The organism is Paenibacillus sp. YN15, from assembly GCF_003285005.1.
GTDB lineage: Bacteria > Bacillota > Bacilli > Paenibacillales > NBRC-103111 > Paenibacillus_AR.
The window spans coordinates 84,523-107,516 of record NZ_QMFA01000008.1 but is presented as its reverse complement, the minus strand read 5'-3'; the positions used below and the strand labels follow the sequence as shown (position 1 = coordinate 107,516).

25 protein-coding genes are annotated in these 22,994 nt (G+C 44.5%); 16 read left to right on the top strand and 9 right to left on the bottom strand.

Translation table 11 applies throughout. The features are described from left to right. Positions 1-36 precede the first annotated feature (36 nt). The 4 genes from hsdR (at position 37) to DQG13_RS09375 (ending at position 7,324) form a co-directional block, all read left to right on the top strand. On the top strand, positions 37-3,294 hold the full coding sequence (hsdR, locus tag DQG13_RS09390) for a type I restriction-modification system endonuclease (RefSeq protein ID WP_258525576.1): 3,258 nt from the start codon (positions 37-39) through the stop codon (positions 3,292-3,294). Next, positions 3,291-4,709: a class I SAM-dependent DNA methyltransferase gene (locus tag DQG13_RS09385; protein ID WP_113019486.1), complete on the top strand. Its 1,419-nt coding sequence runs from the start codon at positions 3,291-3,293 to the stop codon at positions 4,707-4,709. Before hsdR ends, DQG13_RS09385 begins: the two co-directional genes overlap by 4 nt. Then, positions 4,709-6,091 carry a restriction endonuclease subunit S gene (locus DQG13_RS09380; RefSeq protein ID WP_113019485.1) on the top strand — a complete coding sequence of 461 codons (1,383 nt, stop codon included), beginning with the start codon at positions 4,709-4,711 and terminating at the stop codon, positions 6,089-6,091. Before DQG13_RS09385 ends, DQG13_RS09380 begins: the two co-directional genes overlap by 1 nt. 363 nt (positions 6,092-6,454) lie before the next feature. Further along, positions 6,455-7,324 (top strand): Rpn family recombination-promoting nuclease/putative transposase, encoded by an 870-nt coding sequence (locus DQG13_RS09375; protein WP_113019484.1) that lies wholly within the window; start codon positions 6,455-6,457, stop codon positions 7,322-7,324. Positions 7,325-7,757: 433 nt separating this feature from the next. Here DQG13_RS09375 and DQG13_RS09370 read toward each other — a convergent pair whose 3' ends face one another. The 6 genes from DQG13_RS09370 to DQG13_RS09345 all read right to left on the bottom strand — a co-directional run bounded on the left by DQG13_RS09370 (position 7,758) and on the right by DQG13_RS09345 (position 12,040). Beyond that, the gene (locus tag DQG13_RS09370; RefSeq protein WP_113019560.1) at positions 7,758-8,393 is read right to left on the bottom strand and encodes a DUF2628 domain-containing protein; all 636 of its coding nucleotides are present in this window, start codon (positions 8,391-8,393) and stop codon (positions 7,758-7,760) included. Positions 8,394-8,421: 28 nt separating this feature from the next. Further along, positions 8,422-8,718 carry a hypothetical protein gene (locus tag DQG13_RS09365; RefSeq protein ID WP_113019483.1) on the bottom strand — a complete coding sequence of 99 codons (297 nt, stop codon included), beginning with the start codon at positions 8,716-8,718 and terminating at the stop codon, positions 8,422-8,424. 53 nt (positions 8,719-8,771) lie between these two features. After that, positions 8,772-8,957, bottom strand: a complete 186-nt coding sequence (locus tag DQG13_RS09360) for a hypothetical protein (protein WP_113019482.1) — start codon at positions 8,955-8,957, stop codon at positions 8,772-8,774. Further along, the gene (locus DQG13_RS09355; RefSeq protein WP_113019481.1) at positions 8,954-10,279 is read right to left on the bottom strand and encodes a hypothetical protein; all 1,326 of its coding nucleotides are present in this window, start codon (positions 10,277-10,279) and stop codon (positions 8,954-8,956) included. The genes DQG13_RS09360 and DQG13_RS09355 overlap by 4 nt, the downstream gene beginning before the upstream one ends. A gap of 334 nt (positions 10,280-10,613) precedes the next feature. Further along, positions 10,614-11,678: an S-layer homology domain-containing protein gene (locus tag DQG13_RS09350; protein ID WP_181592667.1), complete on the bottom strand. Its 1,065-nt coding sequence runs from the start codon at positions 11,676-11,678 to the stop codon at positions 10,614-10,616. A 59-nt stretch (positions 11,679-11,737) separates the two neighbouring features. Further along, positions 11,738-12,040: an S-layer homology domain-containing protein gene (locus DQG13_RS09345; protein WP_113019479.1), complete on the bottom strand. Its 303-nt coding sequence runs from the start codon at positions 12,038-12,040 to the stop codon at positions 11,738-11,740. 248 nt (positions 12,041-12,288) lie between these two features. On the opposite strand from DQG13_RS09345, the gene DQG13_RS09340 reads away from it, so the two are divergent. The 10 genes from DQG13_RS09340 to DQG13_RS09310 all read left to right on the top strand — a co-directional run bounded on the left by DQG13_RS09340 (position 12,289) and on the right by DQG13_RS09310 (position 17,667). Beyond that, positions 12,289-12,642, top strand: a complete 354-nt coding sequence (locus DQG13_RS09340; RefSeq protein ID WP_113019478.1) for a helix-turn-helix domain-containing protein — start codon at positions 12,289-12,291, stop codon at positions 12,640-12,642. A gap of 243 nt (positions 12,643-12,885) precedes the next feature. Continuing rightward, on the top strand, positions 12,886-13,230 hold the full coding sequence (locus tag DQG13_RS09335; RefSeq protein ID WP_113019477.1) for an antirestriction protein ArdA: 345 nt from the start codon (positions 12,886-12,888) through the stop codon (positions 13,228-13,230). Positions 13,231-13,505: 275 nt separating this feature from the next. Then, complete coding sequence (locus DQG13_RS09330) at positions 13,506-13,754, top strand: hypothetical protein (RefSeq protein ID WP_113019476.1); 249 nt, start codon at positions 13,506-13,508, stop codon at positions 13,752-13,754. 19 nt (positions 13,755-13,773) lie between these two features. Next, the gene (locus tag DQG13_RS30725) at positions 13,774-13,947 is read left to right on the top strand and encodes a hypothetical protein (RefSeq protein ID WP_181592666.1); all 174 of its coding nucleotides are present in this window, start codon (positions 13,774-13,776) and stop codon (positions 13,945-13,947) included. Positions 13,948-14,061: 114 nt separating this feature from the next. Beyond that, complete coding sequence (locus DQG13_RS30720; protein WP_181592665.1) at positions 14,062-14,238, top strand: hypothetical protein; 177 nt, start codon at positions 14,062-14,064, stop codon at positions 14,236-14,238. 213 nt (positions 14,239-14,451) lie between these two features. Continuing rightward, positions 14,452-14,985 (top strand): JAB domain-containing protein, encoded by a 534-nt coding sequence (locus DQG13_RS09325; RefSeq protein WP_113019475.1) that lies wholly within the window; start codon positions 14,452-14,454, stop codon positions 14,983-14,985. An 81-nt stretch (positions 14,986-15,066) separates the two neighbouring features. Continuing rightward, positions 15,067-15,306, top strand: a complete 240-nt coding sequence (locus DQG13_RS09320) for a hypothetical protein (protein WP_113019474.1) — start codon at positions 15,067-15,069, stop codon at positions 15,304-15,306. A 451-nt stretch (positions 15,307-15,757) separates the two neighbouring features. Next, positions 15,758-16,018, top strand: a complete 261-nt coding sequence (locus tag DQG13_RS09315; RefSeq protein WP_113019473.1) for a hypothetical protein — start codon at positions 15,758-15,760, stop codon at positions 16,016-16,018. Between the two features lie 407 nt (positions 16,019-16,425). Further along, complete coding sequence (locus DQG13_RS30540; protein ID WP_146767127.1) at positions 16,426-16,614, top strand: hypothetical protein; 189 nt, start codon at positions 16,426-16,428, stop codon at positions 16,612-16,614. Between the two features lie 99 nt (positions 16,615-16,713). Beyond that, a complete protein-coding gene (locus tag DQG13_RS09310; RefSeq protein ID WP_113019472.1) occupies positions 16,714-17,667 on the top strand; it encodes a hypothetical protein in 954 nt (317 codons plus the stop codon). A gap of 423 nt (positions 17,668-18,090) precedes the next feature. Here DQG13_RS09310 and DQG13_RS09305 read toward each other — a convergent pair whose 3' ends face one another. Beyond that, positions 18,091-19,482 carry an aminotransferase-like domain-containing protein gene (locus DQG13_RS09305; RefSeq protein WP_113019471.1) on the bottom strand — a complete coding sequence of 464 codons (1,392 nt, stop codon included), beginning with the start codon at positions 19,480-19,482 and terminating at the stop codon, positions 18,091-18,093. A 112-nt stretch (positions 19,483-19,594) separates the two neighbouring features. Between DQG13_RS09305 and DQG13_RS09300 the strand changes: the two genes are divergently transcribed. After that, positions 19,595-20,311, top strand: a complete 717-nt coding sequence (locus tag DQG13_RS09300; protein WP_113019470.1) for an AzlC family ABC transporter permease — start codon at positions 19,595-19,597, stop codon at positions 20,309-20,311. Further along, positions 20,302-20,637 carry a branched-chain amino acid transporter permease gene (locus tag DQG13_RS09295; RefSeq protein WP_113019469.1) on the top strand — a complete coding sequence of 112 codons (336 nt, stop codon included), beginning with the start codon at positions 20,302-20,304 and terminating at the stop codon, positions 20,635-20,637. The genes DQG13_RS09300 and DQG13_RS09295 overlap by 10 nt, the downstream gene beginning before the upstream one ends. 494 nt (positions 20,638-21,131) lie before the next feature. Here the strand turns inward: DQG13_RS09295 and DQG13_RS09290 are convergent, their stop codons facing one another. Then, positions 21,132-22,214 carry a YhgE/Pip domain-containing protein gene (locus DQG13_RS09290; RefSeq protein WP_113019468.1) on the bottom strand — a complete coding sequence of 361 codons (1,083 nt, stop codon included), beginning with the start codon at positions 22,212-22,214 and terminating at the stop codon, positions 21,132-21,134. A 1-nt stretch (position 22,215) separates the two neighbouring features. Next, positions 22,216-22,893: a MarR family winged helix-turn-helix transcriptional regulator gene (locus DQG13_RS09285; RefSeq protein WP_113019467.1), complete on the bottom strand. Its 678-nt coding sequence runs from the start codon at positions 22,891-22,893 to the stop codon at positions 22,216-22,218. Between the last annotated feature and the right edge of the window lie 101 nt (positions 22,894-22,994).

The window sequence follows — 22,994 nt, the reverse complement described above, 5'->3', positions numbered from 1 at the left end:
CATTCTGAATCCATCCACCCCACAGGAGGTATTACAATGAATTTCAAATTCTTAGAGAATTCCTTTCCTGTATTATCACAAGTCGGAAGCATGGCTGAAGCATATTTGTATAGTGACACCAATTCTTGCTTAATTAAGCTGGGACAATTGGGTGAAATGATAGTCAATGCTATGTTCCAGTTAGATAATATATCTCCTCCAGCTACTGATAATACCCATGCCAATCGAATCGTACTGTTAAAGAGGAATGGCTTAATTCCAAGAGACATTGAAGATATACTCCATTCATTAAGAACAACCCGTAACAAGGCAGTCCATGCCAATTACGATTCATTCGATGATTGTAAAGTTTTGCTTGAGTTGGCATACAACTTGTCTGTATGGTTTATGCAAACTTACGGTGTTTGGAGCTACCAGCCTGCGGAATTTATCCTACCGCAAGACAATAGTAACCATGTAGACTATGAAGCTTTATTAAAAGAAAAGGAAGAACTCATTAAGAAATTAACGGAACAAGCAGAAAAGATAACCTACAGTAATACCATGACAGTTGAGGAACGGGCCAGGAAGGCAAAACGAGCAGCAGACAGTATCCACCTTTCCGAGCAAGAGACACGTTACCTAATTGATGAGCAGCTCCGAAAAGTAGGTTGGGAAGTAGACACTCTAAACCTGCGATACTCCAAAGGTACAAGGCCAGAAAAAGGAAGAAATTTAGCGATAGCTGAGTGGCCCACTAACTCTACTGTTAGTAGTAGAGGTTCGGCAGACTACGCTTTGTTTGTTGGCGAGAAGCTTGTTGGAGTCATTGAGGCGAAGAGGGCAATTACGGATATCCCTTCTGTTATTGACTATCAATGTAAGGACTATGCGAAGGAAGTCAAAGAAGAACATGCCAAATATCAGATGGGAAACTGGAACGGATACAAGGTTCCTTTTCTGTTTGCAACCAATGGACGTAAGTATTTAAAGCAGCTTGAAACAAAGTCTGGAATTTGGTTCTTGGATGCTCGTCAAAGTTCCAATATCCCTAAGGCATTGCAAGGATGGGTGAGCCCTGATGGCGTAATGGAATTGTTGGCTAAGGATATTGCAGGAGCAAATCAATCGCTTGAGAGCTTACCATATGATCTGTTGAGGGATAAAGATGGGCTCAATCTACGCAAATATCAAATAGAAGCCATCGAAGCTGCAGAGAAAGCTATTCTTGATGGGAAGGAAACCATCCTGCTGTCGATGGCCACTGGAACGGGTAAGACAAGAACGATTTTAGGCATGATATATCGTCTTGTAAAAACGGGACGCTTTCAGCGGGTTTTATTCCTTGTTGATCGAACCGCTTTAGGAGAACAAGCTCAAGATGTATTCAAAGAGGTGAAGATCGAAGATTTGATGACTCTGGACCAAATATATAATCTAAAAGGTCTTGATGATAAGTCAATTGAGAAGGAAACTAAAATTCATGTAGCCACTGTTCAAAGCCTCGTAAAGAGAATCATTTATAATGAAGATGAGGCGATGCCTTCTGTATCCGACTATGATCTCATCGTGGTTGATGAAGCTCATCGTGGGTACATTTTGGATAAAGAAATGGGTGGCGACGAGCTTCTATATCGGAATCAGGAGGATTTCGTAAGTAAATACCGTACCGTCATTGAATACTTCAATGCAGTAAAAATTGCTATGACAGCAACGCCCGCATTACACACATCACAGATTTTTGGTACACCTGTGTTTAACTATACATATCGGAAGGCGGTTATCGAGGGATACTTAGTTGATCACGATGCCCCTCATTCGATAGTAACTAGGCTAAGTAAAGACGGCATTAACTACGATAAGGGTGAGACAGTAGCTATCTATGATCCCATTACAGGTGAAATAACCAATAGCAGTGAGCTAGAGGATGAACTTAAATTTGACGTGGAAAAATTCAATCGTCAGGTTATTACTGAACCTTTTAACCAAACTGTTCTGGAGGAAATAGCAAAGGAACTTAACCCAGAAGGCGATTGTAAAACATTAATTTATGCAGTGGATGACAGTCATGCCGATCTTATCGTCAAAATTTTGAAGGAAATATATGAGCCATATGGTGTAACTAACGAAGCTGTGATGAAGATTACAGGTAGTGTTGGCGGCGGCAATAAGAAGAAGGTATTAGAGGCAATAAGGAAATTTAAAAACGAAAAGTATCCAACCATAGCAGTTACGGTAGATCTCTTGACCACAGGAATTGACGTTCCAGAGATTACGACTCTGGTTTTTATGCGCCGCGTCAAATCTCGTATACTGTTTGAGCAAATGCTAGGAAGAGCTACCCGTCTTTGTCCCGATATAGGCAAATCTCACTTCGAGATATACGATCCTGTAGGGGTCTATGAATCCCTCGAAGATGTAAACACCATGAAACCTGTCGTTGCCAAACCTACAACATCATTCAATGATCTCCTGGATGGACTTGAAGTTCTGTCTGAGGAGAGACATTCAAAGAATCAAATTGATATGATTATTGCTAAGCTTCAGAGAAAAAAACGTATTATGAGTGAAAAGGATATTTCTCGATTCCTGGAATTGTCTGGGGGTAATACTCCTGAGCAATTTATTCATAATGTAGAGGCAATGTTAGTAGGGGATGCTAAAAAGTTACTCCTTAGCAACCGTAAGTTATTTGAAATGTTGAATGAGGGTGGGTCCAAGCCAAAACGATCTGTTATTATCTCTGATAAAGAGGATGAGATGGTTAGCCACACTCGAGGTTATGGCAATGGTCTAAAGCCAGAAGATTATTTGGACCAGTTTAAAACCTTTGTTACCAACAATATAAACACGATTGCAGCACTGAATGTTATATGCACCAGACCAAAGGAACTGACTCGAGAAAGCTTAACAAGTTTAAGGGTTGTGCTTGATCAAGAGGGATTTACTGAGAAACAACTCAATACAGCTTGGAAGGAAGTAAAGAGTCAAGACATTGCCGCGGATATTATTAGTTTTATTCGCAAGGAGGCTATTGGTTCTCCTCTTATCAGCCATGAACAACGGATCGTTAATGCTGTACAAAAGCTGAAACAGAAGCATTCTTTTAGCAGAATGGAGCTTGACTGGCTAAGCCGTATTGAAGCACAATTACTTCATGAGCCTATTTTGGATAAGGAAACCTTCGATAGCGAAGCATTCAAGAACCATGGGGGCTTTGTTCGTATCAACAAGATATTCAATAATCAACTTGATAGTATCATATCTGAATTAAACGATTATATGTACGATGATGGAGGAAGAACAACAGCATGAATAACCAGACTATAGTAGCAAAGCTTTGGAACCTAAGTAACGTGCTTCGAGATGATGGGATCACTTATCATCAGTATGTAACAGAGTTGACGTATATTCTTTTTCTGAAGATGGCTAAGGAGACTGGAACAGAGGAGCAAATTCCAGTTGAATACCGTTGGGATGAACTGATGAAACCTAAGGGCATTGAACTCTTAAAATTTTATAAGAAGCTATTAACCTACTTGGGTGAAAAGAGCATAGGAAGAGTGCGCCAAATCTATGCAGGAGCATCGACAAGTATCGAAGAACCTAAAAACCTAGAGAAGATTATTACTTCTATTGATGCCCTTGACTGGTACTCAGCTAAGGAAGAGGGGCTAGGTAATCTGTATGAAGGCCTACTGGAGAAAAACGCTAATGAGAAGAAATCAGGAGCAGGGCAATATTTTACTCCTCGTGTGCTGATCGATTTGATGACAAAGTTGATAGCTCCGCAACCAGGAGAGCTATGTAATGATCCAGCTTGCGGAACATTCGGATTTATGATTGCGGCTGATCGTTATGTTAAGGATAATACCAATAATCTATTTGAGTTGTCTCCAGCGGAGCAAGATTTTCAGAAGAAGAAGGCTTTCTCTGGGTGTGAGTTAGTACATGAAACTCATCGGTTGGCCCTAATGAACGCTATGTTACATGATATAGAAGGACCAATATTGCATGCGGATACTCTATCTAGCAAAGGTAAGGAAATGAAGAACTTTGATGTGGTATTAACAAATCCACCTTTCGGTACAAAGAAGGGGGGAGAGCGTGCAAATCGAGATGACCTTTCTTTTCCTTCATCAAACAAGCAGTTAAACTTTCTTCAACATATTTATCGGAGCCTGAAAAAAAATGGTACGGCTCGCGCTGCGGTAGTGCTACCTGATAATGTTCTCTTTGCCGATGGGGATGGAGCTTCTATTCGTAATGACTTAATGGACAAATGCAATCTTCATACCGTCCTGCGGCTTCCTACAGGAATATTCTATGCCCAGGGAGTGAAGACAAACGTGCTCTTCTTTACCCGCGGCAGAATTAATGAGGATAATACTAAAGAAGTATGGTTTTATGATCTGAGAACGAATATGTCTTCCTTCGGCAAAACGAATCCGTTAAGGACCGAGCATTTTGATGCATTTATAGCAGCATATAATGCTCAAGATCGTCAGAAGGTACAGGATGAGCGTTGGAGTGTATTCACTCGTGAGCAAATTCGTGAGAAGAGCAACAGCCTTGATCTAGGACTTATTCGTGACGATAGTGTACTGGATTATGAGGATCTTCCAGATCCTATTGAAAGCGGAGAAGAAGTTGTAGCACAGCTTGAAGAAGCGGTCGACTTAATTTTGAGCGTTGTAAAGGAACTGAAGTCATTGGAGGTTAATCGCTAATGGCTAGGGGGAAGGAGCAAAGCTTATCGGCAATAGAGTATTTTGAACAAGTATTGGTGCCTGAAAATGAGCAGCCACATGAGGTGCCTGAAAATTGGTCATGGGTTAGATTTGGATATTTAGCGGCGGATATAGCAGATGGTCCTTTCGGAAGTAACCTAAAGAAAGAACATTATACTGATAACAAAGAGGTTCGAATAATCCAGTTAAGTAACATTGGCGAATATGGATGGAGAGATGACAATTCCAAATATACATCATTTGAACATGCAGAGACCATTTCACGTAGTTTAGTTAATCCAGGTGAAATTGTTATAGCAAAGATGATGCCCGCGGGGAGGGCAATTATTGTTCCTAATGATGAAAAGGCGTACGTTCTTTCGTCCGATGCGATAAAGTTTGTGCCAAAGGAATTCACAAATACTAAATACATGCTATACGCTGTTAATAGCAGTACATTCAGAAATCAAGTGACTTCAGAAACGCAAGGGATTACAAGGGCAAGAACGAGTATTGGTAAAATGAAAACTTATGCGTTTCCCCTTCCACCTCTCGCTGAACAACAACGTATCGTTGACCGAATTGAGAGCCTGTTTGCTAAGCTTGATCAGGCAAAGGAACTTGCACAAAAAGCTTTGGATAGCTTTGAAACACGTAAAGCTGCTATCCTACACAAAGCTTTTACGGGAGTTCTTACAGCGAAATGGCGTGAAAAGCATGGTGTCGGAATTAATACTTGGGAGAGGAAACAGTTTGCGGATATATGTGATATAGTTCGAGGTGGTTCACCTAGACCAGCAGGAGACCCACAATATTATGGTGGAGACATCCCATTTCTAAAAGTTGCGGATATAACAAGAAACAATAGTCCATTTGTAACTTCTGCTGAGTATTCAATAAAAGAAACAGGATTAAAGAAAACACGAATGGTTGAAGCTAATACATTGCTTTTAACAAATAGTGGTGCGACACTTGGGGTTCCTGCAATTTGTACATTCCCAACAACTTTTAATGATGGAATTGCAGCGTTTCTAAACCTTGATGCAAGAAGTCTAAAATTTATGTACTATTTTTGGACAAGTAAGACTTCCGAATTGAGAGGAATTAATAAAGGGGCTGCCCAACCAAATTTAAACACTGATATTATTGGCTCATTTATGATAGACCTTCCTACGCTTGAAGAACAGCAGGAAATTGCTCGACTTTTGGACGACTTACTCGATAAAGAACAGAAGGTAGAGGAGCTTATTGATGTAACTGATAAGATAGAACTACTGAAAAAAACCATCCTTGCTCGCGCTTTACGTGGTGGACTGGGAACAAATGATGCATGTGACGAGAGTGCGTTGGAACTGTTGAAAGAAATACTTCCGTGTCACTAGCTATTATTCGGAGATAAGGTAAAAAAAGCCTTTGTTACGGGGGAACCCTCGGGTGACATCAAAACCGTGACTACACCCGTAGAAGCCTGTGTGGCGTTGCCTTCGGACAGGGGTTCGACTCCCCTCGGCTCCATATGTACGTAGCGAAACGACAGCAAAAGACGCTATCGTTTCGTTTTTTTGTGTTCATGGCGGTTTTGCTGTCACCCAAGTGTCCCCCCGTAATCGGCTTCACGTTGGGTCAGTTGATTATTTTCTTCATTAACCCCTGCGGGGATTAGCCGGCGTATCCCACTAATAATTGTCCAATACGAATTGTCCGTAGTTACACGTCAATATCTCCTCGTGATATAATAAATGTGAATGGAGTTGATGGTCGTGGAATTTGAATTGCTTGACCCGAGGGTCGATATTATCTTTAAGCGAATCTTCGGAAGCGAACATAACAAAGATGTATTGTTGGCCTTCTTGAACAGCACCTTCCGCGAGGCCGGAGAGCCGCCGCTGACGGAGATCGTGCTGCTGAATCCGTATTCGGAGCCAGACAGTCCCGGCGACAAATTGTCCATCATGGATATTAAGGCCAAGACAGCTACCGGGCAGCTTATTAATATCGAACTCCAATTGTTTAACCCGTACCACATGGAAAAGCGGACACTGTTTTATTGGAGCGAAATGTACTACCACCAAATTCCGAAAGGCCACAATTACAATACACTAAAGAAATGTGTCACCATTAATATCTTGGATTTCACTCTCCTGAAAAATGATCGGTATCACAGCATCTTTCATCTGAAGGAGGATCATACGGGGATTCCTCTCACCGACGATATCGAGATTCATGTCATTGAACTGACGAAGCTGGATGAGCATTCGGTGCCGCTGGAAGAAGGCGGGCTGGTCAACTGGCTGCTGTTTTTGAAAGGCGTGGACAAATCCAATTGGGAGGTGCTGGCGATGAATGAACCGATGCTGAAAAAGGCAATGGATACGTTGGAGTTCTTAAGTCAGGATGCCGCGGCCCGGATGGAATATGAAGCCCGGATGAAGGCTCTCAGCGACGAGAAGTCGCGGATTGAGGGTGCAAGGCTAGAGGGGATGACTGCGGGATTAGCTGCCGGAAAATCCGAAACTGCCCGAAACCTGCTTGCGTTGGGGGCTGACGTTCCGTTCATCATGAAAGCTACCGGATTGTCAGAAACAGAGATTGAGGCATTACGTCCCATTCAATGATAGTCGAGATGAATGAAAATAGGCTGTTCCTTCGGGAGCGGCCTATTTGTATATTTTAAATCACAGATAATACCGCCTGACGGCGATTAATGAAATTGGTACGTCGTACCATTACTTGTACAGCGTACCTTTTTGAATGGATGCCTCAGCAAGAAATTAACTTAAAACTTCGAGTATAGCATTGAAGCAATTGTAGCTTCTATCGGCTCTGAATTCGGGGTTTCACACATATTCTCGCGGAGTAACATATCCAATCCCAGTAATCATGGGGATTAGTCGGACGAAGAGGATATTGCCGATTCCATTTTCCCATCAGAAAATAAGCAATCGGACTGTATAACAGACACCAAATCCCCTAACTGTAACATCACCTCAGAAAAAAAGTACAAGGATGCCCCCCTGTACTCTACAGATTCATTTATTTGCCTGATTATTAGTAGTATCTCGCGGCTTCCTGCACGAAGATGAGAACAAAGCAGATGATGACGAGCAGTATGGACAGTACAATTTGGAGAATGACACTGACCCAACTGATCCCGCCTATTTTGTGCATGTCCCGCTTCGCTTCGGAGGAGGTTGCAGCGTAGGAGAGGATACGTTCGATCTTCTTTTTCACCATGGTCCAATAGGAGCCATTACCAGTGATACCGAACGCTAGATGAGCAACGAGGGCCAATACACTGATGATACCTCCATCCAGACTGTCGTCGGTCATAATTACATACCCCAATAGAAGATACAAAGCATAATATGACGCCACCACGCCATACATTTTTCGATACGCATACCACAGGGGACCAAGGCAAAATGCTGCCCAATTCCAGCTTCCATAGGATGGCCCGTGGCTCCATTTTCGTATGTAATAATCGGCATTGTCGCCGACGAAATGCTTAATCATGCCGTCGCTAATTTTGCTGCCCGGGATGTAGGTTATAACTGCTGGGGTGGCTGCGACCGCCGCTTGTTCTTTTTGGGCCGCCGTCGCCGGAGATGCGTTGGTACGTTGCCCGCATGATTTGCAAAACAGGTCATCGTCCGCTAATTGTGTCCCGCATTTGGTGCAAAACATTGAATATCTCCTCCAAACTTATCTTCTGTTATGGGGTGAAGTATGGATAGGCGAGGGCAAGCAAACCCGCTACCACAGCCGCGGGAAGCAGGAGTTTCCGAATCAGCGTTGCAGGCTGCCGTTTTCTGCTGACCTGCACATCCCGAAGTGTCTCCACCTGCTCGTACAAAAACTCAATATGAGATGCCGTCCGAGTATGAACACTTTTGGCCTTGCCCAGTTCATCCAAAATTTCATCCATCACCGCCACGTTTTCCGCATGATGGATTGCCAGCGTCAGCACCAGCTTGATTGTCGTCTGCTGGGATTGGGCTAATGCCCGCATCAGCGAAACCATCTCCCGCTGCGTCGAGCCCGTAATGGAGCCCCAGACGCGGCCTAAGAGTCCCTGGTTCTCCAAACGATCCAGTCGATATCGATAGCGGAAAGCTGCTGCAAAGATTTTTGCACGATGCCTCGGACTTCATCTTGCCGCTTCAACTGCGGATTGGCTTTCGTAGCTGCCTTAACCTGTTGCTTGTTTGGCACATGGGCCAGCATCACTGTGTTCTGCTGCGGATTCATATATGCCTCCTTTGCAGTAGCGTTCGTTTGGCGTCCAGCCGCGAGAGAATATCGGCGGCGGTCTGGTGCTGATCGACGATCATGCCTCCCGGGTGATATTCCCGCTCCAGCCGTTGCAGCTTGTGTTCCGCTTGCATCCGATCTCGAATGGCCTCGTCGATGATGACACTGCTTTTCGCCAACAGTTGCTCATTGATCTCAGACAGCCGGGCCACATACACCGAGCCATGATGCACCATCTCTACGTTGGCTTGAACGGCCTTCGTCAGCTTGAGTACCTCACCGAACATTCCGTCGCCATAGGCTTCATCCAACAGCCGCCGCAGCGTTATGCCTGCCGCGAATGCAATACCATGTCCGATCAATCCGCCGGGGATGAACAAGGACAAGCCCGCCAGTGTGCCACCAGTGACGGCTCCCTTGAGCCCATCCTTGGCCAACTTGGTCCGCAGTTGCTCCAGCGTCATGCGGCCGGATTGATATTGAAAGAACGCCAGTAGGCCGGATACAGTAACGGATATCGCTGCACCGACAGCCGCACCGCCCAGCATTTCGGGAGCGACGGTTGTCGGCGTGAAGCCGGTAGCCAGATCATGATGAAGGATCTTGTCGCCGAGTTCATGAGCGGAATCCAGATTGTCCTGAAGAGTTCCCATCACCTTCGTCGGATTGGGGATGCCCAACTCATGAGCACGGTCGATTAGTTCCTGAGGCCCGACAAGCACTGTCGTCGGTTTGTAATGCTCGTTATCCAGAAATCCTTTGAGCGTCTCGTTGATACTGTCGGCGGATCGCAGTGTTTTTACCTGAAACTCCTGCATCACATCTCCCGTGAAGCGATTCACTTCAACCGCATCGATCCCGGGGAAGTTGCTGGTGATGCGGCCATCTGCGTTGCGGACGAAAGCGGTTCGGGTAAACAGGCTGCGAAGGTCGTCCTGCATATCACGGACAAAATCTACTTCTCCTGCGGCATCGCCCTGTATCCGGCTTAGTGCGTTGGCATACGCTTGATCGCTAACTTGCATCCGCTCCGTCAGCCAATTCCGCAATCCGTCAGCGGAGTGATACTCTTGCATATGCGGAAATTTCGCTTGCAGGGTTTCGACGATTTTCACTTCACGGACAAAAGCATTCGTTCCTTCCCACACGCCGGGAATGCCACCGTGAATGGCTTCATACGCAGGAATGGTTGTCGCCATGTTCAGGAAGTTGGATAAGCTCTGTGGAGTGAGTGTATGCCGGAGATGACGTATGCCGATGGGGCTGGACAGATCGTGTGCGGCGTTGCAGTGCTTGCAATAGTAATGGTCACGACTCATACAGGCTCGGCTCCTTTAAAGAGAGGGAGAAGCAATCTGTACTTCCCCCTCCGGAGATTCATTACAGGTTGATTCGGCGAATGGCCTTGTTCTGATCATCGTAGAGGATTACGTTGCCCTGACTGTCGAAGGCCAACTGATTGATTCTTTTAATAGGGTTACCATCGTTGTAGGTTAAATGAGAGCCATTTACAAATACAGATATGGAACCGTCCAAGCCGATTTCATAAATGGTTGCCCCACGTGTGGCATAAAATTTATTGTTGTACGCGACCACACAATCAAATGCCAGCGTATCAAATTCTTTGACAATCTCTATTTTCCGGGGAAAGACCTATAGCTTGGTGATGGTACTGATATAGGTATCAAAAACATAGATGGTGTTTGCATTGACTATGGCATCTATATGTTGCCAGGAATAGTAACTGAATGGTCCAAATGAGAAGCCAGTTTTGTCGGAGGCTTTGGCAATAACAGATGCTTCTTTGCCCAGAGTAGCCTGGCTGATGATGGAATCGTCGTAGTAGCTGTTGTAGCCGAGAAAGAGATTGTTATCATCCGTGAATTGAACAAAGCTGTAGTATGTCCCATTCGCTGGTGCATAGGTTACACTTTGTACAGTAGGGCGTATTTCGTAAAATGTAATATAGTGTGTCCCGGCAATGGTCGCTCCCAGATACAATTTATTACTGACCGGATTATACGTGAGCGATTGAAAATATGTATGCGGCTGATTAAGGGAGTATCTGTTATCCAGGCTATGGTCTGCTATAGAAAGGGTTTCAACAGTCCCGTTTCCGGCGTTAAATTTGCGAACCTTGTTTTTTTCGGCGTTGAGGAAATAGATATTGTCGTCTTTATCCAATGCCACGCTATCCAGACGGCTAATCTGTGCCATGCTGACAGGACCATCTATATCTTCCGCTCCCGTGCCACCAACCAATGTATCTACGCTGAATTTGGCATTAGCAGGTTTTGGAGTAGCCGATGGCTGCAATGTTGATTTCGGAGAAACTGTTGGTGTGGGCTGAGAGGCTGATGGTGTAGTTGTCGTAGCCCCTCCCACTCCCTTGTTATCACTTCCGTATTGGAAGGCTCTCCATAAAAGGGTGGCTGCTTCTGCCCGGGTAACGGTGGCTTGCGGACGGAAGGTTTCATCTTCATAACCGCTGACCAGTCCATTCTCGACTGCAACCGCAACATAATCCTTTGCTGCTTCTGAAATTCCATCATAATCCTTGAACATGGCTTCGATGATGCTACGGTTGGACAGACGGCTTACGTCAAAACCTTTGAGCTTTGTGATCGCTACGGTAATATCTTCACGCAACGCCGGAGCATCAGGATTGAAGATATAGCTGCCGTCTGCTGTTCGATATCCAGTCATATAGTCTTTCACGGCTTCCACATAAGGAGACGACCAGTCTGTAGCTTTTACATCTGAAAACGAAGCGTAATTCACCTTCTTAGGTTGGATACCCGAGCCTTGACGATAATCGTGGCAAATTCCGCCCTGGTCACTTGTCTGTCTGGACGATAGCGGCCATCGGGATAGCCCTCCAGAACCCTCCTACCCACCATATCGGCAATATACGAGTACGCCCAATGTGTCTGATCTACATCTGTAAAAGATACTGTGACGCCGGATGAGGCTGGAGCGTTGCGGTTTTCTTCGCCATATTCGACAGGTGCAGCAACAGCAAGAGTGGTACTGCCGAGTAGCAGCATACATGCGAGAAACAAAATAATGCACTTTTTCATGGATCGTCACACTCTCCCTTTTTACTCTCGTGTGTGTGAATCAGGCTTTTCTAGTGGATATTCAATGTAACAAATGATTCATTCCGTTCTATCAGTCCTCCAGTCAAAATCTGCTGAATCTTGGCAATCAAGGTCGTAACAGGGCCATTTTACCATCATTTCACTTATAAGTGTAGTATAAATGTCACTATAGAAGGATAAGCCGACGAATCCGCCTCAACTAAGCTTGACATAGAGGTGATTCAACGGTGGAATTTAAACAATTAGTGGGCGAGCAAGTTCGCAAGGCACGTAAGTTAAGAGGAATAACCCAAGAGAAGCTGGCGGAGCTATCCGGGGTTAGCCTGAGCTATTTGAGTGACGTGGAAAGATCGCAACGCAATATCTCATTAGAATCGTTAGGGAAGATTATAGAAGCATTGCGGATTGAACCCGCACAGCTATTTACAGATGACAGCATACCAGAGGATGCATCTTTAAATGATGCAAATGATTCACTCCGGGCTTTGAACATTTTGCTAAAAGACCGGGAGAAGGAGGACATCGACTTCGTGCTGGCAGTAGCTCGGGAATACCTGAATGCGATAGATAGGAAATCTTAATGGTATGTTAAGTGGCTTCTTATGAATTGTGGCCTTATAGCCAGCAAAAATACATATATTTTCTAGTGGTAACACGCTTATATAATGAAGGGGAGGGGTTACCGTTTCATGCCCCACCCCCTCGAATTGGACCTGCTTTCTGCTGCTGATGCAGTGGATCGCAGGTCTTTTTTGCTTTCCGGCCATTCAGCGAGGACGATGGAGCGTGAGAGAGGGCTTCATACGATATAGGAGGAAAAGAAAATGCAGATTCGGGTTTGTGCCGCAAGACGGATAGAGGAAGGTAAGGGGACGGACGGCGACGGCGAGTGGCTGTCTTTGCCGATGCCGGTGAATCAGTTGGACAGGACGATGAGGCGAATTGGGGGCAGTCGTTCAGATTGGATCATTACGGATTGGGAGGCACCGTTCTGGATCGAGGAGGACGAAGATATTTGTTGGATTAATGAAGTGGTTTATACATTGGCAGGGTATGATAAGAGGCTTGTTCATGCTCTTTGCGGCTGTATAGATAGCTTGGATATGTTTTCTCATGGTGCTGAAGACGGGCCTCTACTCTGTACAGTACGATGTTCAGAGTTTGCATGATGTAGCGGAACGATTGATGCATTCAGGGTACTACGGCATCATTCCCGCTGCAATTTGCAAATTCATCGACATGGACAAGCTGATTCGGGACATGGAAGACAAGGGCTGGCATATGCAATACGAGGTTAGGACTGCTGTCTTGTTACTGCCGTAAAGATGCGGTGCAGTTTCATTCATGGGTCTGTGGGAGCCTGCCGAGAGCGGGTTCTTTGTGCTGGGCAAAAACAGAAATAATCGCCGGAATGAGAGTACGGCACTTGAGGAGGTGATTGCATATGACCGAGAAAGAAAAGGGTCTGCCGGAGGATTTGGTGTTGCTGCTACGGCAACTGGTGATGAACGGCCAGTACCGGATCGGCGGCGTGTTGCTGTTTGTCTATTGCCGCCGCGTGTATGGCGTCGATGAAGCGACAGCTTCCCGCTGGATACAGATATACTTTCGCCGCGAGTTCCCGAAACAAGCAGAGCGGCATCGCAAGCGGTCTGTGAAGGGGGAACGCTCGAATGGGCTTTCATCATTTTAACAGAAGGGAGAATGATTCTATGACCTATGCATCTCTCATTAAGAACAGCACCAAACAGTATTTGGGCTATTGTGAGCAAAAGGGCTATGTCTACAGCGTACAGGTCGATACCGAAAAATATGCCATAGTAGCCCTGAGAGACTCTGTCGTAACGACGCTGATCATGTATCAGGTTTCGGACAATCGGTGCTAAAGAGTCGGAATGACAGTAGGAGGCTTGGGGTTAACTAGCAGGTAAGAAGTCCGTTTCGCATGATAGAACGCGAAATCGGGCTTGTTTTACATGCCTGAGAGGAGGTGAATATGGATGCAGTCGATGACAAAGTTATTGATGAGGAAGAAGCAGTTGAAGGCGATTCTGCGGATGATGGATTCCGAAGCAAGCTTCCAAACGGAGGAAGGAAGAGCCTATGCAAACCTGCTGGTGAAGGTGACGCTTATACAGATTCAGATCGATGAATTACAAAAAGAAACCGCTCCCTGAATAGAGCGGTCAAGACAAAATAACCTAATCACAGCTTATCTGAAATCATGGTTTCATGCAAGAACCAATATCATATTCTGCAAAAAGGGGGGGGCCGCGATGGTTACTCCCCTTTTTGCATTTCAGGAGGAATCATTTTGAACCCATATGCATTGTCATCAATAAAAGTTCTATTAATCTGAAACGCTTCGTGAGAAGCCGGACAGCTACCAGATGCAATTGCTCTTTTTCCGTATTTCGACTGTACAAGAACTGCTAGAGCTAACGCAGGAAGAAATCATTGAGTGTGACATCCGCCCAGCGAAAGCAAAGCAAATCATGTCCGTTCTCCGGCTGGGCAAATATCTTGCAACTCCTCCGGCATCAACAAGGATCATTATCAAAAATCCGGATGATGCTTATGAGGTACTGAAGCCGCATCTGCTGTATCGGCCTAATGAGAAGATGGTCTTGATTGGCTTAGGAACGAAGAACAACGTTGTGTTCACTGAAGTGATTTCATCTGGTACGTTAAACAGTTGCCTCTTAACGCCGCTTTTGGTTCTACGACCTTTAATCAAGAGAAACTGCACCGGAGGCATTTTAGGACATGTACACCCATCCGGGGACTGCACACCCAGTCCTGAAGATGTTTTGGTCACGAAGACCATCATGGATGCTGCCTCAGCATGTTCTCTGGAGATTACCGACCATCTTATTCTCGGGGACAATTGCTATGTCAGCTTAAGGCAGAAAGGCCTAATCTAAATCTATATCGCATTCCCAACAGCGGCTGGTCCATCGTCGGACCGGGCCGCTTTTTTGTCGCCTGAAAGGGGGGTGATACACATGTTGAGTCGAGAGTACGAGAAAACGGTTCAGGCCGTCGCCGATCTGCAAGACGCGATTGAGGCTTGCCGGAATGTGGCTGATACGATTCAGCTTGCACTCTATCAAGGGCGAATCAGCCTGTTTGCAGCGGTTATCCTGCTTCACAAGCTCGCTATTATCGAAGGTGACCTTGTTTTGCAGCTTTATCTTGCAGAAGCTCAGAAAGCTTTTCTTGCCCATTTGATAAAGAATTCGTAGACTGTACCATATAGTCGTATGGTTCAGACAAAGGCAATCATGATCATTCGGCACACGGGTAGCAACGTTTTTTTCTTGTTGATTTCGGCGGCTTTAGCAGAGATGAACGCAGGTGGCCGCTCGCTAACGCTCGCGGCCCAAGCATCATCATCGTTTGATTGTTACGCAAGCAAAGACAAAAGCTCGCCCCTTTTATCCCCGATCCCGGGGAAAGCAAAGGCTTTGCCTCTGCACTCCATATTCGCCTGCCGCTGGCATCCTTCGTCAACAGGGTTGACGAAGGCATTTATAGCTTAGGCAATAGGAGCTGCTCAGTCAAGGGTAAAGGCTATCGCCGCCTACGGCCCCTTGACTGGCTACAATCTGCCCTTTTCACGGCTACCTTTTCGGAATTCGTCATTTCTGCTTTAATAGAATCAAAGCATACGCATGGTAGTAAGGAGTGATCAATTTGCTTATACCTCAATTTTCAACCCATGTCGTACAAAATGCGGGGTATTTTATCCAATGTGAAAATCCCCTTTTTGTAGAAAGAATAATTATTACCGATGTATATCACGATTTTCCCAACGATAACACTTTTAAAGTCTATTTGTTTCTTTGTAAGCATTGTCGTACAGATGAGAAACAAAAAAAGGGAATAGCCAAAGAGAAAGATATCCTCAGCCTCGGTGATATTTCATGGAGCATAAAGGGTATTCAGGCATTCTAAAGCTTATAATCAAGATGAAGCAGTCATGAAATCTCGCCCCCAATTCATATATTCCTCATAACACAATTTTGTAACATGGTTTTAAAAATAATATATTCGCGATACCGACCTCGCGGGGCTGTTGCTGTAGTCGGCCGAGCTTCGTATCAGTGATTGGGGCAAACCCACCGACATGGGCAGTTGGCGGTTAGAAAGGCATATGCTTTCGTATTATGAAATGATCGGGAGCAGAGGGTAGCGAGGTTGGATTCTTTGCATATCTGGAAGCAGTAGCTTTACAGAGTAACCTGCTCAAAGAAGGTTTCCAGTGACTCAGATATTGTTTGGGCTGGTGAGCATTACAAAATAATACATCATAAATCAACTCAGGAACGTTGTTACTGAGCAGATGAGGGATCGGGGGAAATGTGACAATAGAGAATAAATGGCCTCAAGCTAGTCCGGATTTTTATCGAATTGCCTCCCAAGAAAATGTGGTAAGTATAAAAGGCAATTGTGATCTTGAGGTTGAATTTTATGATTATGCTAACAAGTTTAATAAATCAGCACATATTTTAACAAACCATATTTTAGAAAAAAGCCAAATAAGAGAATAAGATGTATACTTTTTTGCCATAGCTTATCTGTATAGGCATAGTCTTGAGTTGGTTTTAAAAGCTATTGGTTTTAAGTTTATAGCGAATACAGAAGAAAGAATGGAGTTTATCAAAACTACTTTCCATAATCTCTCTATAATACTCAAGACTATTGAGCCATACCTAAACAAGGAGTTAGATCCGAGCTATAAAGCATTAATTTGGATGGAGAAGCTATTTGCCGATATGAGCGAGATAGATCAGGAATCGGATTCTTTTAGATACCCATTCGGAATAATTGGGTATAAAACAGACCCATTTTCAGATAAGAAGTTTAAAATAAAATCCGTCTTTGAGAAGCAAACGCATCTCGATCTAGTCGCATTTGCTAACAAGATGGAGATTTCTTTCAATATATTATCCTGTTTTTATTCTGAATCTCCACTCACCTCACACAGCTATAACGAGTATAAGCCAATATTATTTGAAGGGGGAGGTAGTTATTATTCCCAGAGTGTAGTGGGGTACTCTTATAATAAAAATAAATTCTATCCATATGTGAGAGCATACACGGAGTCAGCTACTTACATATATGAGTATATGATGTTGGATAAAGGATTAAAAGATGATATGTTTTTACCAATGTGTTACTTGTATAGAAATGGTATTGAATTAGCAATGAAGGAAATATTGTTCGAAGAATGCTCATTAGATCATCAAAAAGCGTTAAGCCTCCTTAAAGATAGAAAGCACGGTTTCTTACGCTTATGGAACACCATTGTTGGCGATATAGAGAAACATGCTAATGCTGATACTGATGATCCTACATTAGAAAATGTGCAGAAATATATTAATCAACTTCACGAAATTGATGGAACATCTGATAAATTTAGATATCCGACAGACAAATTTTTAAAGCTACATTTTAAAAAGGAGGAGCGTTTTGATATTCAAATTGTAGCATTCTTCTTTTGTGAACTCGGATCGTTTTTAGATGGAGTTTGTATGCAGATGGCATATCAAAATGATATTCAAGCTGAGTATGAAAGTGAAATGAGGTCATATTACAAGTAAAATTAATCCCCGTCATCCCTTTAATACAGTAAGGAATTTGACTATTAATAAGCAGTCGCGTGTTTCTACCTTCCATCGCCCATGTGGCAGGCTAGGGGCTAACCTATAGTGGGATACGCCGTCTAGTCTCCGCCTGGGGCTAACGGAAGAAGACAATCAGGCTGACCCAACGGGGACCCGGTTACGGGGGGACCCTCGGGTAACATCAAAACTGTGACTACACCCGTAGAAGCCTATGTGGCGTTGCCTTCGGACAGGGGTTCAGTCCGCGCGGACCGGAGCGTAAGCGCAGGGAGGGGAGCACGGCATCTACCGCTAAGCTTGTCCTCGTGAATAAGCTTCGTCAGCAAGTTAGGTCAAGATTGAGATACTCCCTTCGGCTCCACTTCCCTGTCCGAAAAAATCGGTGTCTTTTTTATGCCGTCAGTTAACAACCCCCCTCAAGATCCCCAACCCCTTGTCCAATTCCTTCAGAGAATCCGTGGAAGCCAGGCTTATCCGCAGGAAATGACCAGGAATGCTGGCTCCGCTGCGGAACCGGTCGGAGTGAAAAACGCGGACGCCTTGAAGCAGCAAGGTTTGCTCCAGCTGTGCCCCGGCTTCCCTGTTGGAGATGGGCAACCACCGGAAGTAACTTAACGCATGGCCGGTACTTGCGTGCTGGGGGAAATATGATGCAAACAGCAGGTTGACCGATTGGGCCAGCCGTTTCTTTTCGTCCACGATTTCCTTGGCCTTGCCCGAAAAAATCAGCTCCGATATAATCTCAGCATCCAAAGATGAGGTTTTGACATTGACCGTAAAGACCGCCTTTTCAATCCGCTCTCTAAACCGCTCTCCAAATACCAAGTAAGCTACCCGTAGCCCTGAACAAAGCGACTTGGAGGTTCCACATATATAAAGAGTTTGATCCGGCAGCAGCTGATACAACGGCTGACGGTAATCCTCCACCAAGCCTGCCGTCAGAAATGCATGAATGTCATCTTCCAGCACAATTAACTGATGGCGCCGGATTACGGCAGCCAATTCATGTTTGCGCATGTCTGTCATCATAATGGTTGTGGGATTGGAGCAGGAGGGCATGAGAAAGATACCGTGCACCTCAAGTAAGCGGCATTGCTGGTCCAAATGGTCCGGGAGCATGCCGTTGCTGTCTCCAGGAATAGGAAGCAGCTGTATCCGGTACAATTTCGATATTTCGATAAAGTTGGAGTAGGTGAACTCATCCACGGCAATCCGGCTTCCCGGTTCAAACAAGGCAAACAAAGCAATGGCCAAGCCATTTTGGGCTCCTGATACAATGGCCACATGCTTTGCATCTGCACTGATCCCCAGTTCCTTCATCCAGAGCTGTCCCGCATATTTGTGCCGCGGCAATCCGGTAGGCTCATTGTAATTGAACAATTCCTCCAAAACAGTTTTCTCCGCAACTCTTCTGGCAGTTTCAGCAACAAGAGCATTACTTCCCTCGAATGAAGCAACAAAACCGAGATCAATGCAATCCTCCGCAACTTTATTCTTGGTAATGGCAACAGAACGGCCTGCGTTGGGGGAAACGAAGGTGCCTTTGCCGATAATGGCATAGATAAGCCCTTTTGATTCACAAATTTTGTAGGCACGGGTGACAGTAGTGAAGTTAAGATCCAAAAAATCCGCCAGTTCCCGCTGAGGAGGCAGCTTGGTTCCTGGAACCAGAATTCCCTCAGTAATATCATGCTCCAACAAGGAGGCAAGTGATTGATAAACAGGACGGTGAAGTGTGTTCCTGTTAGGGCGCCACGACATCGGATAATTTGTAAAGGAGTTAAATGGCATACGTATCCCCATTAAAAAAAATTGTAATGCATACAATTATAGCGTTGATTGTATGGATTTGCACGTTTAATATTACAGGATAGCAATCTTAAATAGTAGCGAGGAGACAAATATGACTAACAAAAGAATGATTTTCACAGCATTCTGCGCATCCTTTCCATCAACAGTCCCTATACTGGCCGGTTTTTTGTTCCTTGGAATTGCTTATGGAATTTTCATGAACGTATCGGGTTTTCATGCGGGCTATGCCATTGCCATGAGCTTGCTTATTTTCGCTGGGTCCATGGAGTTCGTAGCGGTGAATCTGATGCTCGGCGCGTTTCATCCAATGGGTGCCTTGATGCTTACATTAATGGTTAACGCACGGCATCTGTTTTATGGCATCTCCATGCTTGAAAACTATAGAGGATTGGGAATAAAGAAGCTTTATCTGATTTTTGGACTCTGTGATGAATCCTTTTCCATAAACCTGACAGCGGTTATTCCCCAGGGAGTGGACAGAGGCTGGTATATGTTTTTTGTAACTCTGCTGAATCATATGTATTGGGTTTTTGGAGCAGCAGTTGGCGGAATCTTCGGATCGGTAGTGCGGATGAATATGGAGGGTCTGGAATTTGTGATGACGGCGTTGTTTGTAGTGATTTTTCTGGAGCAATGGATGAAGGAGACAAGGCATACCAGTGCGCTGCTGGGTGTAGGCTTATCTCTTCTAAGTCTAATTGTGTTCGGCAGCAGCGGGTTTATTCTTCCGGCAATGACCGGTATTCTTCTGGTTTTGTCGCTGCTGCGCAAACAATTGGAAAGACTAGGTGAACCAGAATGGAAATGACGGTATTGGAGAGATGCCTGACCATTGGAATGGTGGTCCTCGGAACCATGATCACGCGTTTTCTGCCATTTGTACTTTTTCCTGCAAACCGGCTTGCTCCCGCATTTGTGCAATATCTTGGAAAGGTACTGCCCTCTGCAGCTCTCGGACTCTTGGTTATCTATAGCATGAAGGATGTCAGTTTGTTATCTTCCCATCACGGAGTGCCCGAGCTATTGTCTGTTTTGACGGTTGTCTTGCTTCACATCTGGTGCCGGAATATGCTGTTGAGTATTGCTGGCGGCACTATGTTGTACATGATGCTGCTCCAACTGGTGTTTGGATGAATTACAACCCGCGATACACGTACATGTAAGATTAAATTTATAATTCCGTACTTTCTGGGTACCGATGCCCCTCGGCTCCACTTCCCTGTCCGAAAATATCGGACAGGACCAAGAAAAGACACATTCTCTAATAACAGAGATATGTGTCTTTTTACTAGAATTACAGAAAATGGCTTCCGTGTGAAGTAATGAAAAAGCTTCGTGTAATCCTCTTTCTTGATAAGATTGTACATGCCTGATCTCCCACTTGCTACACGTATGTACGTGGCCGTCACGCAGCTCATCCTCAATCGGATCATGCCGATCTCCCTCAGCTAAACCAGGATATGAGGCGGCGGCAAATCACGACTACATGCTGAAGACCAGCAAGATGATAGACTTTATGTGCCGCGGCTATCAATTATGTGGGAGGTTCTGCGGACAGAGGTGAGTCTCCGGCTCGGCCTATATGTCAAGATCGGGGCATGACGCGCTTTTGAGTAAAAAGCCTAGAGTTAAGCTGCTCTTTGTCCAAGATTTTTTTGAATTATTGTCGCCTTGCTGGGCCAAGCAATCCGTAACACAGTAAGCCCCCACGTTACAATTGAAATCATAATTAAATTAACAGCATAACTCATTACGTCTCCACCTCCATAGACAAGGTGCATGGCCCCCTGTATCCCATTGGGTGCCGGGAGGAAAGATCCTAGATCGCGATAAAATGGGGTGAGCATCGAAACAGCAATAATATTCCCCGCTGTCATGAGTTGGAATGGAACAGAAAAAGCGTTGAGTAACGGCCCATAGTTTCCTAGCAATTCAAATGCCAGTTGAGTAAAACAAATGCTCGCGATGAAGACAAGTACTTCAAAGCTCCAGAGCTGCCAGAAGGAGGCCGCAACAGGCAAGAACATTTTTATTGCTGCCGATAACAGAAGCGGGACGATAATGGCAATGGAGGCAAGCACTAATTGGCGTCCGAAAAATAATTCCCATTTACCAAACTGACGTTTCACAATCATTGAAGCAATATTAAATTGAATATTCATCGTCATCAATGCAATGAAGGGTATAAAACCAAGTATCATTGGCAGCATGGAGATGGCAAAATTCGAAATCTTGTTCACATTGATAATTTCCGATTGAATAGGGAGTTGTTTTGCCCCAGGAACAAAAGCGATGTTTAATTGGTCCGTCAATTTTTTAGAAAATCCCTCCATTATGGATTTAACAATTTCTGAATTACGATCATTCAAGTAATAGGTAAGACTCTTCGCACCATCAACTAATGTGGTTTGCAGGTTGGCTGGAATAACTATAACCATATCAGTGTTTCCACTATCCATATCTACCAGCGCCTCTTCTTTCGAAGATGCTAAAATTGTTTGAAAGGGAGCCTCAGTTGTCAGAAATTCTAAAACATCCCTGCTTTCTTCTGTATTCTCAACAACAAGCCCAACATGAAGTTGGTCAATACGTTCAGTCGCACCATTGTAGCCTGTCATCCAGATCAGTAAAAAAATAAAAGGGAAAAAAATTGAAAATGTAATTCCTAGTTTAGCTGGTTTTGTCTTCAAAAATTCGACTATTACCTTCATTTTATTCATCCTCATTTACATTAATATTATTTAAATTATTTTGCAGTCGAAGCATTATGCTCTCAAACATCTTAATTTCTTCAGTAGAAATCCCCTCCCACGCTTTCGCATTGAGCGCTTCCGCCAGAGGCTTAAGTTTATTGAGCACTTCTCCGCAATTATCGGAAATATATAACTGAAAAGCACGGCGATCAGAAGGATCTGTCAGACGTTTCAAAAGTCCTTTGGCTTCAAGCTTTTCAACAATCTTCCCGGTGGTCGCTTGATCCTTGTGTATAAGGTTTGCCAATTTTTTCTGGCTCACTTTCTCACGATTATGTAGTTGGAAAAGCAATCCGTACTGTTCAGTTGTTAGCCCAAACTTTTTGGTTTCGATAGCAAAAGCTCTTCGATGAAGCGCAGAGGTTTGATGTAACCAGTATCCGAGCGATTCCATTTGAATATATTTTGTCATCAGGCATCTTCCTTCACTGAAATAATAAGTGAACTTATTATATGTATAATTATTAAATTTGTAAATTGATTTTTTATGTTTTTTATGACAGAGCAGGCTTTCCTTCAACAATTCATGTAGATTGGCCGCCTTGATTGAGATACCGTTGCGTCGCTGGTCAATGGCCAAATCAATAAAGTCCCTCAGCTCATGGACACGCTGTATAGCAAACTTTCTTCCCATCATTGTTTTATTCTCAACCGCTACCTAGAGCAATCCATTGAACGCTTCGGTGCGGAGATCGGTCAACATTTGGACCCGTATCGCTTGGGCTTAGAACTGCTTCT

What these genes read in the sequence shown, in the direction of transcription:
- DQG13_RS09285 (WP_113019467.1), bottom strand. Translation starts at nt 22,893, where the DNA reads ATGATGGGAAGAAAGTTTGCTATACAGCGTGTCCATGAGCTGAGGGAC.
- DQG13_RS09305 (WP_113019471.1), bottom strand. Translation starts at nt 19,482, where the DNA reads ATGCCATTTAACTCCTTTACAAATTATCCGATGTCGTGGCGCCCTAAC.
- DQG13_RS09355 (WP_113019481.1), bottom strand. Translation starts at nt 10,279, where the DNA reads ATGAGTCGTGACCATTACTATTGCAAGCACTGCAACGCCGCACACGAT.
- DQG13_RS09345 (WP_113019479.1), bottom strand. Translation starts at nt 12,040, where the DNA reads ATGAAAAAGTGCATTATTTTGTTTCTCGCATGTATGCTGCTACTCGGC.
- DQG13_RS09325 (WP_113019475.1), top strand. Translation starts at nt 14,452, where the DNA reads ATGCAATTGCTCTTTTTCCGTATTTCGACTGTACAAGAACTGCTAGAG.
- hsdR (WP_258525576.1), top strand. Translation starts at nt 37, where the DNA reads ATGAATTTCAAATTCTTAGAGAATTCCTTTCCTGTATTATCACAAGTC.
- DQG13_RS09385 (WP_113019486.1), top strand. Translation starts at nt 3,291, where the DNA reads ATGAATAACCAGACTATAGTAGCAAAGCTTTGGAACCTAAGTAACGTG.
- DQG13_RS09290 (WP_113019468.1), bottom strand. Translation starts at nt 22,214, where the DNA reads ATGAAGGTAATAGTCGAATTTTTGAAGACAAAACCAGCTAAACTAGGA.
- DQG13_RS09365 (WP_113019483.1), bottom strand. Translation starts at nt 8,718, where the DNA reads ATGCGGGCATTAGCCCAATCCCAGCAGACGACAATCAAGCTGGTGCTG.
- DQG13_RS09310 (WP_113019472.1), top strand. Translation starts at nt 16,714, where the DNA reads ATGGAGTTTATCAAAACTACTTTCCATAATCTCTCTATAATACTCAAG.
- DQG13_RS30720 (WP_181592665.1), top strand. Translation starts at nt 14,062, where the DNA reads ATGCAGTCGATGACAAAGTTATTGATGAGGAAGAAGCAGTTGAAGGCG.
- DQG13_RS09375 (WP_113019484.1), top strand. Translation starts at nt 6,455, where the DNA reads ATGGAGTTGATGGTCGTGGAATTTGAATTGCTTGACCCGAGGGTCGAT.
- DQG13_RS09335 (WP_113019477.1), top strand. Translation starts at nt 12,886, where the DNA reads ATGCAGATTCGGGTTTGTGCCGCAAGACGGATAGAGGAAGGTAAGGGG.
- DQG13_RS09320 (WP_113019474.1), top strand. Translation starts at nt 15,067, where the DNA reads ATGTTGAGTCGAGAGTACGAGAAAACGGTTCAGGCCGTCGCCGATCTG.
- DQG13_RS09380 (WP_113019485.1), top strand. Translation starts at nt 4,709, where the DNA reads ATGGCTAGGGGGAAGGAGCAAAGCTTATCGGCAATAGAGTATTTTGAA.
- DQG13_RS09360 (WP_113019482.1), bottom strand. Translation starts at nt 8,957, where the DNA reads ATGAATCCGCAGCAGAACACAGTGATGCTGGCCCATGTGCCAAACAAG.
- DQG13_RS09295 (WP_113019469.1), top strand. Translation starts at nt 20,302, where the DNA reads ATGGAAATGACGGTATTGGAGAGATGCCTGACCATTGGAATGGTGGTC.
- DQG13_RS09300 (WP_113019470.1), top strand. Translation starts at nt 19,595, where the DNA reads ATGACTAACAAAAGAATGATTTTCACAGCATTCTGCGCATCCTTTCCA.
- DQG13_RS30725 (WP_181592666.1), top strand. Translation starts at nt 13,774, where the DNA reads ATGACCTATGCATCTCTCATTAAGAACAGCACCAAACAGTATTTGGGC.
- DQG13_RS09370 (WP_113019560.1), bottom strand. Translation starts at nt 8,393, where the DNA reads ATGTTTTGCACCAAATGCGGGACACAATTAGCGGACGATGACCTGTTT.
- DQG13_RS09330 (WP_113019476.1), top strand. Translation starts at nt 13,506, where the DNA reads ATGACCGAGAAAGAAAAGGGTCTGCCGGAGGATTTGGTGTTGCTGCTA.